The sequence below is a fragment of the Acidovorax sp. NCPPB 3576 genome, assembly GCF_028473605.1.
Classification (GTDB): domain Bacteria; phylum Pseudomonadota; class Gammaproteobacteria; order Burkholderiales; family Burkholderiaceae_C; genus Paracidovorax.
On record NZ_CP097267.1, the window covers coordinates 1,372,403 to 1,385,472 of the forward strand.

Sequence of the window (13,070 nt, forward strand, 5' to 3'; positions counted from 1 at the left end):
TCCGGTGCCGTTCAGGTCGCAGGTGGTGCGACCGGGCCGGGCTGGCCCGCGGAAGGCGCCATGCCGCCGGCCGTGAGGCGCAGCCGCCGGTCCGCCCGGGCCGCTGCGGCGTCCGAATGGGTGACCAGCACCAGCGCGGCGCCGTGTTCGCGCGTTTGCGCCAGCAGCAGGTCCATCACGCGGGCGGCGGTGGAGGGGTCGAGATTGCCCGTGGGCTCGTCGGCCAGCAGCAGGGCGGGGCGGTGCACCAGCGCGCGGGCGATGGCCACGCGCTGCAGTTGCCCGCCGCTCAGTTGCTGGGGCAGGCGATCGCCCAATCCGTCGAGGCCCACGGCGGCCAGCATGTGCGCCACCCGCCCCGGATCGGTGCGGCCCAGCAGCATGAGCGGCAGGGCCACGTTCTGCGCCACGTCCAGGTGCGGCAGCACATGGAAAGCCTGGAACACGAAGCCCACGTGCGTGCGCCGCCAAAGGGCGCGCTGCGTGTCGTCCAGCGTGGACAGGTCGGTGCCGCCGTGCACGATGCGGCCCGTGTCCCAGGTATCGAGGCCCGCCAGGCAGTTGAGCAGCGTGGACTTGCCTACGCCCGATTCGCCCACGATGGCCACGAACTCGCCCGGGTGCACGGCCAGGTCCACCTGCGCGAACACGTCGGCCTCGCCGTAGCGCTTGCCCAGTCGTTCGACGCGCAGCATGGCGGTGCCGGGCGGTGCTTCGCTCATGCCGCAGCCTGGCCGGCCAGCCGCCGGTGCACGGCCTGCACCATCCGCTCGGTGGCGCCGGGCGCATCGCAGGGGATGGCGTGGCGTGCCGGCATGCTGCGCAGCCAGGTCACCTGGCGCTTGGCCAGTTGCCGGGTGGCGGCCATGCCACGCTCGCGCAGGCCGGCGAGGTCCAGCGTGCCGGTGGCGGCCTCGCCGTCGAGCACCTCCCACGCTTGGCGGTAGCCTACGCAGCGCATGGAAGGCAGGTCCGGATGCAGGTCGCCGCGCGCGCGCAGGCGCCGCACTTCATCGACGAAACCGGCGTCCAGCATGGCGTCGAAGCGCTGGGCGATGCGGCCATGCAGCCAGGCGCGGTCTTCGGGCTCCAGAGTGAAAAGGGCATCCACCGCAGTATTGGCGCCGTCCTCTGCTCCCTTTTTGATGGTGTGAAAGCTCGACAGCGGCTGCCCTGCGATGCGCCACACCTCCAGCGCGCGCTGGATGCGCTGGCTGTCCGCCGGTGCCAGGCGCGCGGCGGTGGCCGGGTCCACGCGGGCCAGCTCGGCGTGCATGCCGGGCCAGCCGATGGCGGCGGCGCGCGCTTCCAGTTCGGCACGCACGGCGGGGTCGGCGGGCGGCATGTCGTCGATGCCGTCCAGCAGCGCCTTGAAGTACAGCATGGTGCCGCCCACCAGCAGCGGCAGCGCGCCGCGGGCGCGGATCTGCGCGATGAGCCGGGTCGCGTCGGCCACGAATTCGGCCGCGCTGTAGGCGTGCAGCGGGTCGCGGATGTCGATCAGGTGGTGCGGCACCGCGGCCAGTTCGTCGGGCGTCGGCTTGGCCGTGCCGATGTCCATGCCGCGGTACACCAGCGCCGAATCGACGCTCACGATCTCCACCGGGCAATGCGGCGCCAGCGATGCGGCCAGCGCCAGGGCGCCCGCCGTCTTGCCCGAGGCCGTGGGGCCGGCCAGCGCGATGCAAGGCAGCGTTTCAGGCAGGCGCATGGGGCTCTCCGTGTCGTTGCACCAGCGTCCAGGCGGTCAGGGCCAGCGCGGCCGAGCAGGCCCACACGCCGTGCACCAGCGGCCACACGGTGCCGTCCAGCCGCGCGCCGACCCATCGGCCCACGGCGAAGGCCACCAGCATCATCATGAAACCATTCAGGGCCGAGGCCACGCCGGCCGCCTGCGGAAACGGCCCCACCGCACCGCTTTGCCCGCAGGGCTGGTGGATGCCATGCGCCACCATGAACAGGCACATCGGCAGCAGCAGCGCCAGCGGCGCATGCCAGCCGGCGTAGGCCGCCGCGGCCATCAGCGTGCCGCCGAGCAGGCTGACGGCGCCGGCCACCGCCACGGTGCGCCGCACGCCCAGGCGCGCGAGCAGTTGCCGGCACAGCACCGTGCCCACCAGGTACGCCAGCGCGGTGGACAGCAGCACGGCGCCGTATTGCGGGCGCGAAAGCCCCAGGGCCTCGATGAAGACGAACGACGACGCGGCAAGGAACGTGAACAGCCCGCCGTAGCTGGCCGTGGTCAGCAGCGAATAGGCCCAGAACGTGCGGTGCCGCAGCACCGTGGCCCAGGTGCGCGCCAGCGTGGCCGGCCGCAGGGCGTGCGGATTGCGCCGCGCCAGCGTCTCGGGCAGGCCCAGTGCGACCACGGCCAGCGTGGCCACGCCGTAGGCGGTGAGGGCCGAGAGCGCCGCGCGCCAGCCCAGCCACTCCGTCAGCAGCCCGCCCACCGGCGCGCACAGGCTGGCCGCGATGCCCAGCCCGGTGAGGGCCCGCGACATGGCCCGCGCGCCCAGCGCCGGCGTGTACAGGTCGCGCACGATGGCGCGGGCGCACATCACCACCGCGCCCATGGCCGCGCCCTGCGCCACGCGCCAGCCGATCAGCCATTCCATCGACGGGGCGAGCACGCTGGCGACCGAGGCCAGGGTGTAGGTGGAAAGACCGGCCAGCAGCACCGGCCGGCGGCCGAAGCGGTCCGACAGCGGCCCCCAGACGAGTTGCGAGCACCCGAAGGCCAGCAACAGCGCGCTGAGGGTGAGCTGGGCCGACGCCACGGGAGCGTCCAGGCTGCGCGTGAGCGACGGTAGCGCAGGCAGGTAGAGATCGGTGGTGACGGGCTGCAGGCTCAGCAGCAGCGCGAGCACGGTGATGGCCAGACCCGGCGCGACGGCCACGGCCGGCGGCTCCTGGCCCGCCGCGGCGAAAGGGGGGACGGACATGCGGGCGAGCCTACCAGATGGATGCGGCCGCAAGCACCGGGCAGCCGCCTCGGGCCCGACCGGCTCAATACACGTGGAACAGGTCCGCCAGCGCGGCGCGGTACTGCGGCTCGCCCACCGTGTTGGTGCTGTGGTGCGTGCCGCCTTCCACCAGCACGAAGCGCTTGGGTTCCTGCGCGGCCTCGTAGAGCTTGCGGCCGAGCGTCGGCGGGATCAGGCTGTCGTCGCTGCCGTGCACCACCAGCAGCGGCGAGCCGATGTGCGCCACCTTGCGCGCCGACTCGAAGCGCTGCGTGATGAGGGCCGACACCGGCAGCCAGCCCCATTTGAACGTGGCCACCACCTCGGGGATGTTGGTGAAGGTGCCTTCCACGATGGTGCCCTGCTCGTCGTTCACCATCGCGGCCAGGTCGATGGCGATGGCGCCGCCGAGCGAGTGGCCGAAGATGTAGCGCGGCTGCTGTGGGGCACGCTGCGCCAGCCAGTCCCACGCGGCGCGGGCGTCCTCCAGAGCCGTCGTCTCCGACGGCAGGGCCGCGCTGCTGCGCCCGAAGCCGCGGTAATCGACCGCCAGCACCGAGAACCCCATGCTCTGCATGCGCCGCATGCGGCCCGCGGATCCCGACACGTTCCAGCGCGCGCCGTGCAAGTAAAGCAGCACGGGTGCGTCGGCCCGCGCGGCCGGCAGCCACAGGCCGTGCAGCTTCTCGGCCTTGCCGGTGGCTTGCGAGTCGAATGCGATCCAGACGTCTTCCATGTCGTCCGTGGCCTGGGCACCGCCCCAGGCGCGGTCGCTGGGCTGGAAGATCCACTCGCGCTGCTTGGCGTCGAGGGTGGCGCAACCCGCCGTGATGGCCATGGCCAGGGCGATGGATGAAATGAGGAGCCAGCGTTTCATGGGTAGGACTGAGTGCCGCGGCGGCGGGAAAGTTCTGTGGCAGTGTTTCAGCGGGTATGCCGGCGTTTTGATTGCCTGGAGCGCTCACTTTTTAATAGCAAATCGGGAAATCCCCGGCTTTTCCGCCTTTTGCAAGAAACGCGCCCGCCGATGCGCTTTGTTACATCGGGATGGTGCTGGAGAGATGGCTTGATTTCGGCACCGCTGGCCAGGACAAAAGCCCGGGCAAGCGCCGATTGACGCTGCAGCGCAGCATCGATAGGCCGTGACGGCCGGATGGTGTGGCCCGTAGGATGCGCACTCCGGGTGGCAGGGTGGGGCAACAACGCACAACAACGGTGCAACCGGCGCAGCGATACCGATGCCGCGGCAAAGTTCCCCAAGTCACCGTCCTGTCATGTGGCGCCTCCACAGTGGCGCACTTCAACGATCAACGAGGTAGAGCAATGCACCTGTCTGGTTTCAAAGGGGCCGCGCTGGCCCTGGCCGCCGCTGCCGCCCTGGCCGCCTGTGGCGGCAACGACGATGATTTCCCCACGCTGAATGGCGCCAAGCCCCTGGTGATCGGCCATCGCGGTGCCGCCGGCTACCTGCCGGACCACACGCTGGAAGGCTACAAGAAGGGCATCGAGCTGGGCGCGGACTTCATCGAACCGGACCTCGTGGCCACCAAGGACGGCGTGCTGATCGCTCGGCACGAACCCAACATCACCGGCACCACCGACGTCTCGCAGCGCCCGGAGTTCGCCAGCCGCAAGACCAGGAAGATGGTCGATGGCGTGGAGGAAGAGGGCTGGTTCGCCTCCGACTTCACCCTGGCCGAGATCAAGACCCTGCGCGCCATCCAGCCCCTGGCCGAGCGCGACCAGTCGTTCAACGGCAAGTACCAGATCCCGACGCTGGCCGAAGTGCTGGACCTCGCCCGGTCCGAGGGCACGCGCGTGGGCCGCACCGTGGGCGTGTACATCGAAACCAAGCACCCCACCTACCACGCCAACCTGAACCTCAAGCTCGAAGACCGGCTGCTCGGCACGCTCTCGCAATACGGCTACACCACGGCGACGTCGCCCGTCATCCTGCAGTCGTTCGAGGTGTCCAACCTCAAGTACCTGCGCACCAAGACCCAGGTGCGCCTGGTGCAACTGGTGGATGCCAACGACATCAAGGCCGACGGCAGCATGGACCTGACCGCGCCCTACGACAAGCCGTACGACTTCGCCGTGGCCCGCGACCAGCGCACCTTCGCCAGCCTGCTGACGCCCGCGGGCTTGAAGGAGGTCAAGACCTATGCGGACGGCATCGGTCCCTGGAAGCCCTATCTGATCTCCTCGAAGCTGGTGGACGACAACAAGGACGGCCAGCCCGACGACCTGAACGGCGACGGCAAGATCGACGAGCGCGACCGCGTGATGATGCCCGCGACCTCCGTCGTGTCCGACGCGCATGCGGCCGGCCTGTTCGTGCATCCGTACACGTTCCGCAGCGAGGCGCGCCGCCTGGCGTCCGACTTCAAGGGCGACCCGAAGGCCGAATACCGCCTGTTCTATCGCCTGGGCGTGGACGGCGTGTTCGCGGACTTTCCCGACCACGCCAAGGCGGCGCGGGACGACTGATCGATCGCTCGATGGCCGGTGGACCACTCATCCGCCGGCTGGGCGGCCGAATGGATGCGCGCCTGCTGGTTCGCGATGCAGTGCAGGTGCGGCGGACCTGCGCGCCGGGGCGCTGTCGAGTGCGGTCTAGAAGCTGCGTTTGACTCCGATGCTCAGCAGGGTCTTGCCCTGCCGCCGGCCGATGACGCCATCCAGTTGCCAGCCCGGCGTCCATTCCCACAGCGCGCCGGTCTGGTACGTGGGCGACCCGCCGCGCTGTCCGAACGCTTCGACATGGGCGGTGACCGTGCCCCAGGTGGATTCGACCGCGGCACCCCAGGTGGGCAGCCAGCGGTGGTCGGGCGTGTGCAGCGTGCCTGCGTTGGCATGCACGGCCCCCCAGCTGGCAATGCAGGTGCCCAGCAGGTTGAGGGCCCGCGTGCTGCGGGGTTCGCGGTGGGTGTGCCACAGGCCCACGCTGCTGGCCGCATGGCAGCCTTGCTCGGGCGGCGGCGTCCATTGCCATTTGGCCACCACGCTTTGCACTGTTGCGTGGCCGTCCAGATCGCGCGCCAGCAAGGCGCCCAGCTCCAGGCCTGGCAGCGCCAGTGGCGCGTAGGCCGGTGCCACATAGAAAGCACCGCGATCATGGTGCACGCCCTCCCACCACAGTTCCACATGCCCTTCGCCCGGGGCGTTCACCCCTGCGTCGTCCACCGTCAGGGGCCGCCCCGCATGGGCCGGCAGCGTGATGGCGGCGATGGCCGCCAGGGCCGCCACGCCATAGCCCTGGCAGGCAGCACGAAGGTGGGACGGATTTCGGCGGCGCAGGGGCATGGTGGTTTACCTCGGTGGCCGGGGCCGCAAAATCTCAGCGCCCGCGCAGGAAGAGGGCGTCCAGCTCGCGCATGGACAGTTGCCGCCAGGTGGGGCGGCCGTGGTTGCACTGGTCGGATCGGTCGGTGACTTCCATCTGGCGCAGCAGGGCGTTCATTTCATCGAGGGTGAGGCGGCGGTTGGCACGCACCGCACCGTGGCAGGCCATCGTACCCAGGATTTCATTGCGTGCGCGCTGCACCACGGTGCTGGCGTCGTGCGCCGCCAACTCGGCGAGCACGCTGCGTGCCAGCTCCACGGCGTTGCCCTGCGCCAGCGAGGTGGGCACGGCGCGCACGGCCAGCGTCTTGGGGGAGAAAGGAACGATCTCCAGTCCCAGCATCGCCAGCGTGTCGGCCTGCGCCTCGGCGGTGGCCACCTCGTGCGGCGTGGCGGCGAAGGTCGCGGGGATCAGCAGCGGCTGGCTGGCGATGCGCTCGCTGCTGTCCACCTGCGCCTTGAGCCGCTCGTACACGATGCGTTCGTGCGCGGCATGCATGTCCACGATCACCAGGCCGTGCGCGTTCTCCGCAAGGATGTACACGCCCTGGATCTGCGCCACTGCACGGCCCAGGGGCCAGGCGGGGGCGTCTTCGCCGTGCGCAGTCGGGGCTGTGCTTGCCGGTGGCGAAGGCTGCAGGTTCTGAGGCGATGGGGGCGGGGCCCATGCGCCAGGGCGGGCCGTCGCGGGGCCGGCCGCGCTGGGGTGGCCCCAGCCGGCCTGCGGCTCCTGCACACCGGCCACGGAATAAACGCCTTGCCCTGCATCGCCGGGTGCCTTGGGCGATCCCCACAATGCCTGCAGGTCGGTCACCCGATGGCCGGCCACGGGCTCATCGAACCGAATGGCTGCTTGCGCCTTCCATCCGGACCCCATCATCGGCGAGGGGGCCGAGGCGGCCCCGACGGCCTCGATTGCCCCGTCGGTGGCCGGAGTTTCGGCAGCGCCGCTCGCGGCGAGCGCCTGGGCGCGGGGCACGGCCAATGCGTTTTCCACCGCATGGCGCACGGCCTGGTGGACCTCGCGGCTGTCGCGAAAGCGCACCTCGATCTTGGTGGGGTGCACGTTCACATCCACCCGCAACGGGTCGATGGACACATACAGCGCATACACGGGCTGCTTTTGCCCGTGCAGCACGTCCTCGTAGGCGGCGCGCGCGGCGTGCGTGAGCACCTTGTCGCGCACGAAGCGGCCGTTCACGTAGCAAAACTGCTGGTCGGCGCGCGAGCGGGCCGCATCCGGCAGGCCCGCGCGGCCGGTTACCGTGATGGCGCCATGGCGGTGGCGCACAGCGACCGATTCCGCGAGGAAATCGTCTCCCAGCACATCGGCCAGCCGCCGGTCCAGCGCCTGTTGCAGCGCGCCATCGGAATCGTCGCCGGCGGCCAGGGTGGCGCGCCACTGCTCGACCAGCTTGCCTTCGTGCCAGATGGCAAAGCCCACATCGGGCCGGGCGAGCGCGTGGCGGCGCACGGCCTCGACACAGTGGGCCAGCTCGGTCGCATCGGTCTTGAGGAACTTGCGCCGCGCCGGCGTGGCGAAGAACAGCTCTTTCACCTCCACCGTCGTGCCCTGGCTGCGCGCGGCAGGCCGAAGCTCGCCGCTGCGCGCGTCCAGCAGGAAAGCGCTGGCCTGCTCCGCGGTGCGCGACAGCAAGGCCATTTCCGACACCGAGGCGATGGCGGCGAGCGCCTCGCCGCGAAAGCCCATGGTGGCCACGGATTCGAGGTCGTGCAGGTTGGTGATCTTGCTCGTGGCGTGGCGCCGAAGGGCGATCGGCAGTTCTTCCTGGGGGATGCCGCTGCCGTCGTCTTCTACCGAAATCAGGCGCACGCCGCCGGCCAGCAGGCGCACGGCGATATGGGTGGCGCCGGAGTCGAGCGCGTTGTCCACCAGTTCGCGCACGGCCGAGGCGGGCCGTTCGACCACCTCGCCGGCCGCGATCTGGCTGATGAGTTCGTCGGGCAGGTCGCGGATCGGTCGGCGCAGGGTGGGCTCTGTGGTCATTGCCCGGCATTCTAGGCAGTGCGGTTAGAGTACGCGCCGCATTGGCAATCCCGCCATCCCACTTTCCTCAGAAGGTCCGCCCTTGGAAATCATCCAGTTCCTGATCGACTTCATCCTGCACGTGGACAAGCACCTGGCGGCCTTCGTCAGCGCCTACGGCCCGTGGGTGTATGCGCTGCTGTTCCTCATCGTCTTCGTCGAGACGGGGGTGGTGGTGATGCCGTTCCTGCCCGGCGATTCGCTGCTGTTCATCGTCGGTGCGCTGTGCGGTGCGGGGCTCATGAACTTTCCGCTGGCCTGCGCCGTGCTGATCGCGGCGGCCATCCTCGGGGACCAGTGCAACTACACCATCGGGCGCTATTTCGGGCCCAAGGTGTTCCAGTGGCCCGATTCGCGCTGGTTCAACCGGCGCGCGTTCCAGCAGGCGCACGACTTCTACGAACGCTACGGCGGCGTCACCATCGTGCTGGCGCGCTTCATGCCTTTCATCCGCACTTTCGCGCCCTTCGTGGCCGGCGTGGCCGAAATGGGCCGGGCGAAGTTCACGGCGTTCAACGTGGGCGGTGCGCTGCTGTGGGTGCTGGGCATCTGCACAGCGGGCTACTTCTTCGGCAACTTCCCATGGGTGCAGGCCAATCTGGACAAGATCATCTGGGCGCTGATCCTGGTGCCGGGGCTGATCGCGCTCTACGGCGGCTGGCGCGCCGGCCGGCAGAAGCCGGCCTGAGCAGGGAGCCGGGGGCGCCGCGCCCCCGTCCCGTCATCAGGCGGGTCGAGCGAAAGCGCTGTCAGCGCATCGTGCGGTCCAGCCACTGCAGCAGCTGGCGGGTGACGAACTCCGGGTTGTCCAGGTTCGAGATGTGGCCGGCCTCGGGGATGACCACGGCATCGCAGCCGATCACCTCGGCCATGCCGTGCATCTCGTGCGGCGGGCGAGGAATGTCCTCATCGCCGCACATGAGCAGAGTGGCCTGCGGGCGGAGCGCGGCCAGCCGGTCCATCGCATCGGCGCGGCCGAAGATGATGCGGCCCAGCGGCACCACCGATTGGCGCAGTTGATCGGGCGCCATCGCCGCCAGGCTGCGGCCAAACGCGGCGGGGCGGGGGCTCGAGGGATCGGTGCCGGGCCGAAAGAAGATCGGCACGATGGCATCCACCAGCGGCTGGGTGATTTGCCCGCCGGCCTCGATCGCATCGAGCAGGCCGAAATAGCGCTGGCGCGTTGCCTCGGGCTCGGCTCCGAGGTAGGTATCCATCATCACCAGGCTGCGAACGCGCTCGGGCGCCTTGAGCGCAAGCTCCGCTCCCCACATGCCGCCCACCGAAAGGCCGACCACGGCGCATTCGCGAATGTGCAGGGCATCGAGCAATTCCAGCATCTGCGAGGCAAGTCCTTTCAGATCCTGGGTGTCGGCGGGCAGCGGCCCCGACGCGCCGTGGCCCCACAGGTCGGGCGCGATCACACGGTAGTGGCGCGACAACGCCTGGATCTGGGGCGCCCACATCGAAGAATCCCACAGGTAGCTGTGCCCGAGCAGCACGGCCGGGCCCCGGCCACGATCCTGGTAGTGCAGGTGGCAGCCTTGCGATGTGGTGAACCGTGTCTTGGCAGCAGCGCCCACCGCGTTCCCTGTGTTGCTCGCCAGGACGCTGCCCGACGCCATGGCGGCCGGTATGGCCATCAGTTGCAGGGCGGCACGGCGGCGGTTCAGCGCAGGCTCGAGTGGAGGATTTTCGGTGGCGGGTGCCAGGGACGATGGATGCATGAATTGCATTCTGCAGAGTGGAACAAGCGAAGAATGTTAGCCGCACTCATGCGCTTTAAATGTACTAAACCGTATCGGTTAGTGGGCGAGGCGCTTTTCTCGTTTTTTCATCACGCTCCCTGCCCATGCTCCGCTTGGCAGCAACGCAAAAACGCCTGCAAGGCACGGAGGCCCTGCAGGCGTTTTGTGATCGAAAGGATGGGGTTAAACCATCCCCGTCCGATCAGCGGCGGCGTTGGTCGCGGTCTTCGCCGAGTTCATGGCCGACCAGCGCACCGGCGCCGGCACCGATCACGGTCGCGGTCGTGCCACCGACGGCACTGCCCAACACGCCGCCGGCCACGGCGCCTACGCCGGTACCGATCTGTGCATTGGTGGGGTTGGAAGAGCAGCCGACGAGGCCGAGTGCGGCTGCGACAGCGGCGGCGGAAACGAGATGGCGGTAGTTCATGACTTGGCTCCTGGTATCTGTGAGGGCATGGGATCCGGACAGGACAGCGATCCGTTCAAACCGCTGCATTTGCCTGTCCCAACCCATGCCTGCACTATCGCCCCGGCGGCGCGCCTGCGGTGTAGGCAGGCGAGGCCGCCTGCTGTAGGAGGTGCCCCACCTGACCGCGGCTTGCGGATCAGCCCGGAGCCAGGCAGATGGTCACGAGAAGCGATGCGTCGCTCACCGCACGCAGCGAATGCGCGGCGCGGGGCTGCAGGTGCACGAAGTCGCCAGGGCGCAGCAGGCGCGCCCCGCTGGCGGTGTGGAACTCCGCCTCGCCCTCCAGGCATTGCACGGTGATCTCGCCCGGCGTGTCGTGCTGGCGCAAATCCTTGCCGGCCGGCAGCACGACGCGGATCACCTCCAGCTGGGCGGCCTTGATGATGGCCGTGGTGGCGGCGCCCGCCAACTTGTCGCCCAAGGGGCTCAGGCTGACGACCTCTCCGGAACGTGCGTGGTGCAGGGCCATGGGATTCTCCTCGTGGTTTTGGATCACGCTCTCAGGCCCGCTGCGCCGTCACACGGACCGGCTGCGCGCCAATGGCGGGTTTTTGGCAAAGTATCGCGTGATGCCGCGCATCAGCGCGTCGGCCAATTGCTGCTGGTAGGCGGCGGTGCGCAGCTTGGCTTCTTCCTCGGGGTTGCTGATGAAAGCGGTCTCCACCAGCACGCTCGGAATGTCCGGCGCCTTGAGCACGGCAAAGCCGGCCTGCTCCACGCGCGGCTTGTGCAGTTTGGCCATGCTGCCGATCTCGCCGAGCAGCACGCTGCCGAGCTTCAGGCTGTCGTTGATCTGCGCCGTGGTGCTCATGTCGAGCAAGGCGCTTTGTACGTGGCGGTCCTGCACGCGCACGTTGAGGCCGCCCACGAGGTCGGACTGGTTCTCCTTGTTGGCCAGCCAGCGGGCGGCCGAGCTGGAGGCTCCTCCCTGGCTCAGCGCGAACACGCTGGCCCCGCGCGCGGCAGGCGTGGTGAAGGCGTCGGCGTGGATGCTCACGAACAGGTCGGCCTGCACGCGGCGGGCCTTGTCCACGCGCACCCCCAGGGGCACGAAATAGTCGGCGTCGCGGGTGAGGAAGGCCCGCATGGGGTTGCCGCCGACCGTGGTGGCGTTGATGCGGTCGCGCAGCAGGTGCGCCACCTTCAGCACGACGTCTTTCTCGCGCGTGCCGCCGGGGCCGGTGGCGCCGGGGTCTTCGCCGCCGTGGCCCGGGTCCAGCGCCACGATGATGAGCCGGTCGGTCGCCTTCGCGATGGCGGGGGCGGCCGGTGCGGGCGACGGCGCATGCGGCGGTGTCGGGGCGGCGGCCGCCGCTGCCACCGCCGGTGGCGGTGCAGTGGGGGCGGCCGGGGCGGCCGGTGTGGGCAGGCCCGCCGGCGTGGGCGGGGCGCCGGGGCGCTGGATCTGCTGGGCGATCAAATCACCCAGCGGATCGCCCGCCGTGCCGGGCCTGCCTGCGGCGATGTTGGGCATGGGCGCGGTCGGCGGCGCTTCGCGCAGGCGCTCTGCGATGAGCGCCTCCAGCGGGTCTTCGGGCTCGGCCGGGTACAGGTCGAACACCAGCCGGTGCTGGTAGGCCGCGATCGGCGGCAGCGTGAACACCTGCGGCAGCGCGGGCCGTTTGAGGTCCAGCACCAGCCGCACCACGTTGGGCGCGTTCTGGCCCACGCGGATGCCGGCGATGTTGGGATCGTCCGCCTTCACCTTGGCGACCAGTTCTCGCAGTTCGGGGTTCAGGTCGATGCCTTCGATGTCTACCGCCAGGCGGGGCGGCGTGGTCACGAAGAATTGCTTGGCCACCAGTTGGCGGTCGGATTCGATGGTGACGCGGGAATAGTCCTGCGCGGGCCAGACGCGCACGGCCAGGATGCTGGCGCCGCGCGCGATCTGCTGCGTGCCCAGCAGCAGCACCAGCGTGCCTGCCTGCAGCAGCGAACGCCGATTGCGTTGATGGGGAGGTGGCGCTTCGCTCATGCCTTCGATCCTTGTGCAAGGGTGCGGCCCGGCGCGGTGCGGGCCTGCAGGGTGACGTGCCGCTCGCCATCATCCCCTGCTTCAATGTGTATAGCAAGGTCTTCAATGGGGATAAGCGCGGCGGCCTTTTCGGGCCACTCCGCGATCTTGAGTCCCGGCCCCGCGAAGATGTCGCGAAAGCCCGCATCCTCCCACTCGCGCGGGTCGTTGAAGCGATAGAAGTCGAAGTGCCAGATCGCCAGCCCCGGTGCCTCGTGCGGCTCCACCACGGCATAGGTCGGGCTCTTGATGCGGCCCTGCACGCCGAGCGCGCGCAGCAGGTGGCGCACCAGCGTCGTCTTGCCGGCGCCCAGGTCGCCGTGCAGGGTGATGAAGGCGTTGGCGATCGGTGCCTGTGCCGCCAGCCGGGCGGCGAAGGCGGCGGTGTCTTCCTCGCTATCCCAGCGCAGCGCGACGGGCGTGTCCGAGGGGGGGCTTTCTACAATCCGGGGGTGATGTTCAGCAGCAGTCAACTCGTTCC

General features: G+C 69.7%; 13 protein-coding genes. 2 read left to right on the top strand and 11 right to left on the bottom strand.

What is annotated here, in order from left to right:
* Positions 1-11 precede the first annotated feature (11 nt).
* From M5C98_RS06400 to M5C98_RS06415, 4 genes are all read right to left on the bottom strand, one after another.
* Positions 12-722, bottom strand: coding sequence for an ABC transporter ATP-binding protein (locus tag M5C98_RS06400; protein ID WP_272551682.1), 711 nt, complete (start codon positions 720-722; stop codon positions 12-14).
* Positions 719-1,711 carry a tRNA (adenosine(37)-N6)-dimethylallyltransferase MiaA gene (gene miaA / locus M5C98_RS06405; protein ID WP_272551684.1) on the bottom strand — a complete coding sequence of 331 codons (993 nt, stop codon included), beginning with the start codon at positions 1,709-1,711 and terminating at the stop codon, positions 719-721. Before miaA ends, M5C98_RS06400 begins: the two co-directional genes overlap by 4 nt.
* The gene (locus M5C98_RS06410) at positions 1,698-2,942 is read right to left on the bottom strand and encodes a multidrug effflux MFS transporter (protein WP_272551685.1); all 1,245 of its coding nucleotides are present in this window, start codon (positions 2,940-2,942) and stop codon (positions 1,698-1,700) included. The genes miaA and M5C98_RS06410 overlap by 14 nt, the downstream gene beginning before the upstream one ends.
* Before the next feature lie 64 nt (positions 2,943-3,006).
* On the bottom strand, positions 3,007-3,840 hold the full coding sequence (locus tag M5C98_RS06415; RefSeq protein WP_272551686.1) for an alpha/beta hydrolase: 834 nt from the start codon (positions 3,838-3,840) through the stop codon (positions 3,007-3,009).
* 446 nt (positions 3,841-4,286) lie between these two features.
* On the opposite strand from M5C98_RS06415, the gene M5C98_RS06420 reads away from it, so the two are divergent.
* Complete coding sequence (locus M5C98_RS06420) at positions 4,287-5,453, top strand: glycerophosphodiester phosphodiesterase (RefSeq protein WP_272551688.1); 1,167 nt, start codon at positions 4,287-4,289, stop codon at positions 5,451-5,453.
* 126 nt (positions 5,454-5,579) lie between these two features.
* Here the strand turns inward: M5C98_RS06420 and M5C98_RS06425 are convergent, their stop codons facing one another.
* Together M5C98_RS06425 and mutL are read right to left on the bottom strand one after the other, a co-directional pair.
* Entirely contained in the window at positions 5,580-6,269 is a 690-nt protein-coding gene (locus M5C98_RS06425; protein WP_272551690.1) for a hypothetical protein, read from the bottom strand.
* A 34-nt stretch (positions 6,270-6,303) separates the two neighbouring features.
* On the bottom strand, positions 6,304-8,316 hold the full coding sequence (gene mutL, locus M5C98_RS06430; protein ID WP_272551691.1) for a DNA mismatch repair endonuclease MutL: 2,013 nt from the start codon (positions 8,314-8,316) through the stop codon (positions 6,304-6,306).
* 82 nt (positions 8,317-8,398) lie between these two features.
* Between mutL and M5C98_RS06435 the strand changes: the two genes are divergently transcribed.
* Entirely contained in the window at positions 8,399-9,043 is a 645-nt protein-coding gene (locus tag M5C98_RS06435) for a DedA family protein (RefSeq protein WP_272551692.1), read from the top strand.
* A gap of 61 nt (positions 9,044-9,104) precedes the next feature.
* On the opposite strand, the gene M5C98_RS06440 is transcribed toward M5C98_RS06435, so the two are convergent.
* The 5 genes from M5C98_RS06440 to tsaE form a co-directional block, all read right to left on the bottom strand.
* Positions 9,105-10,082, bottom strand: coding sequence for an alpha/beta fold hydrolase (locus tag M5C98_RS06440; protein ID WP_272551694.1), 978 nt, complete (start codon positions 10,080-10,082; stop codon positions 9,105-9,107).
* Positions 10,083-10,305: 223 nt separating this feature from the next.
* The gene (locus tag M5C98_RS06445; protein ID WP_272551696.1) at positions 10,306-10,533 is read right to left on the bottom strand and encodes a glycine zipper domain-containing protein; all 228 of its coding nucleotides are present in this window, start codon (positions 10,531-10,533) and stop codon (positions 10,306-10,308) included.
* Positions 10,534-10,711: 178 nt separating this feature from the next.
* On the bottom strand, positions 10,712-11,044 hold the full coding sequence (locus tag M5C98_RS06450; protein ID WP_272551697.1) for a cupin domain-containing protein: 333 nt from the start codon (positions 11,042-11,044) through the stop codon (positions 10,712-10,714).
* Between the two features lie 48 nt (positions 11,045-11,092).
* Positions 11,093-12,550: an N-acetylmuramoyl-L-alanine amidase gene (locus M5C98_RS06455; RefSeq protein ID WP_272551699.1), complete on the bottom strand. Its 1,458-nt coding sequence runs from the start codon at positions 12,548-12,550 to the stop codon at positions 11,093-11,095.
* A complete protein-coding gene (gene tsaE / locus M5C98_RS06460) occupies positions 12,547-13,062 on the bottom strand; it encodes a tRNA (adenosine(37)-N6)-threonylcarbamoyltransferase complex ATPase subunit type 1 TsaE (RefSeq protein ID WP_272551701.1) in 516 nt (171 codons plus the stop codon). Before tsaE ends, M5C98_RS06455 begins: the two co-directional genes overlap by 4 nt.
* Positions 13,063-13,070: the final 8 nt, after the last annotated feature.

Coding starts and splice junctions, on each gene's coding strand:
- M5C98_RS06400 (WP_272551682.1), bottom strand. CDS start 722: ATGAGCGAAGCACCGCCCGGCACCGCCATGCTGCGCGTCGAACGACTG.
- miaA (WP_272551684.1), bottom strand. CDS start 1,711: ATGCGCCTGCCTGAAACGCTGCCTTGCATCGCGCTGGCCGGCCCCACG.
- M5C98_RS06410 (WP_272551685.1), bottom strand. CDS start 2,942: ATGTCCGTCCCCCCTTTCGCCGCGGCGGGCCAGGAGCCGCCGGCCGTG.
- M5C98_RS06415 (WP_272551686.1), bottom strand. CDS start 3,840: ATGAAACGCTGGCTCCTCATTTCATCCATCGCCCTGGCCATGGCCATC.
- M5C98_RS06420 (WP_272551688.1), top strand. CDS start 4,287: ATGCACCTGTCTGGTTTCAAAGGGGCCGCGCTGGCCCTGGCCGCCGCT.
- M5C98_RS06425 (WP_272551690.1), bottom strand. CDS start 6,269: ATGCCCCTGCGCCGCCGAAATCCGTCCCACCTTCGTGCTGCCTGCCAG.
- mutL (WP_272551691.1), bottom strand. CDS start 8,316: ATGACCACAGAGCCCACCCTGCGCCGACCGATCCGCGACCTGCCCGAC.
- M5C98_RS06440 (WP_272551694.1), bottom strand. CDS start 10,082: ATGCATCCATCGTCCCTGGCACCCGCCACCGAAAATCCTCCACTCGAG.
- M5C98_RS06445 (WP_272551696.1), bottom strand. CDS start 10,533: ATGAACTACCGCCATCTCGTTTCCGCCGCCGCTGTCGCAGCCGCACTC.
- M5C98_RS06450 (WP_272551697.1), bottom strand. CDS start 11,044: ATGGCCCTGCACCACGCACGTTCCGGAGAGGTCGTCAGCCTGAGCCCC.
- M5C98_RS06455 (WP_272551699.1), bottom strand. CDS start 12,550: ATGAGCGAAGCGCCACCTCCCCATCAACGCAATCGGCGTTCGCTGCTG.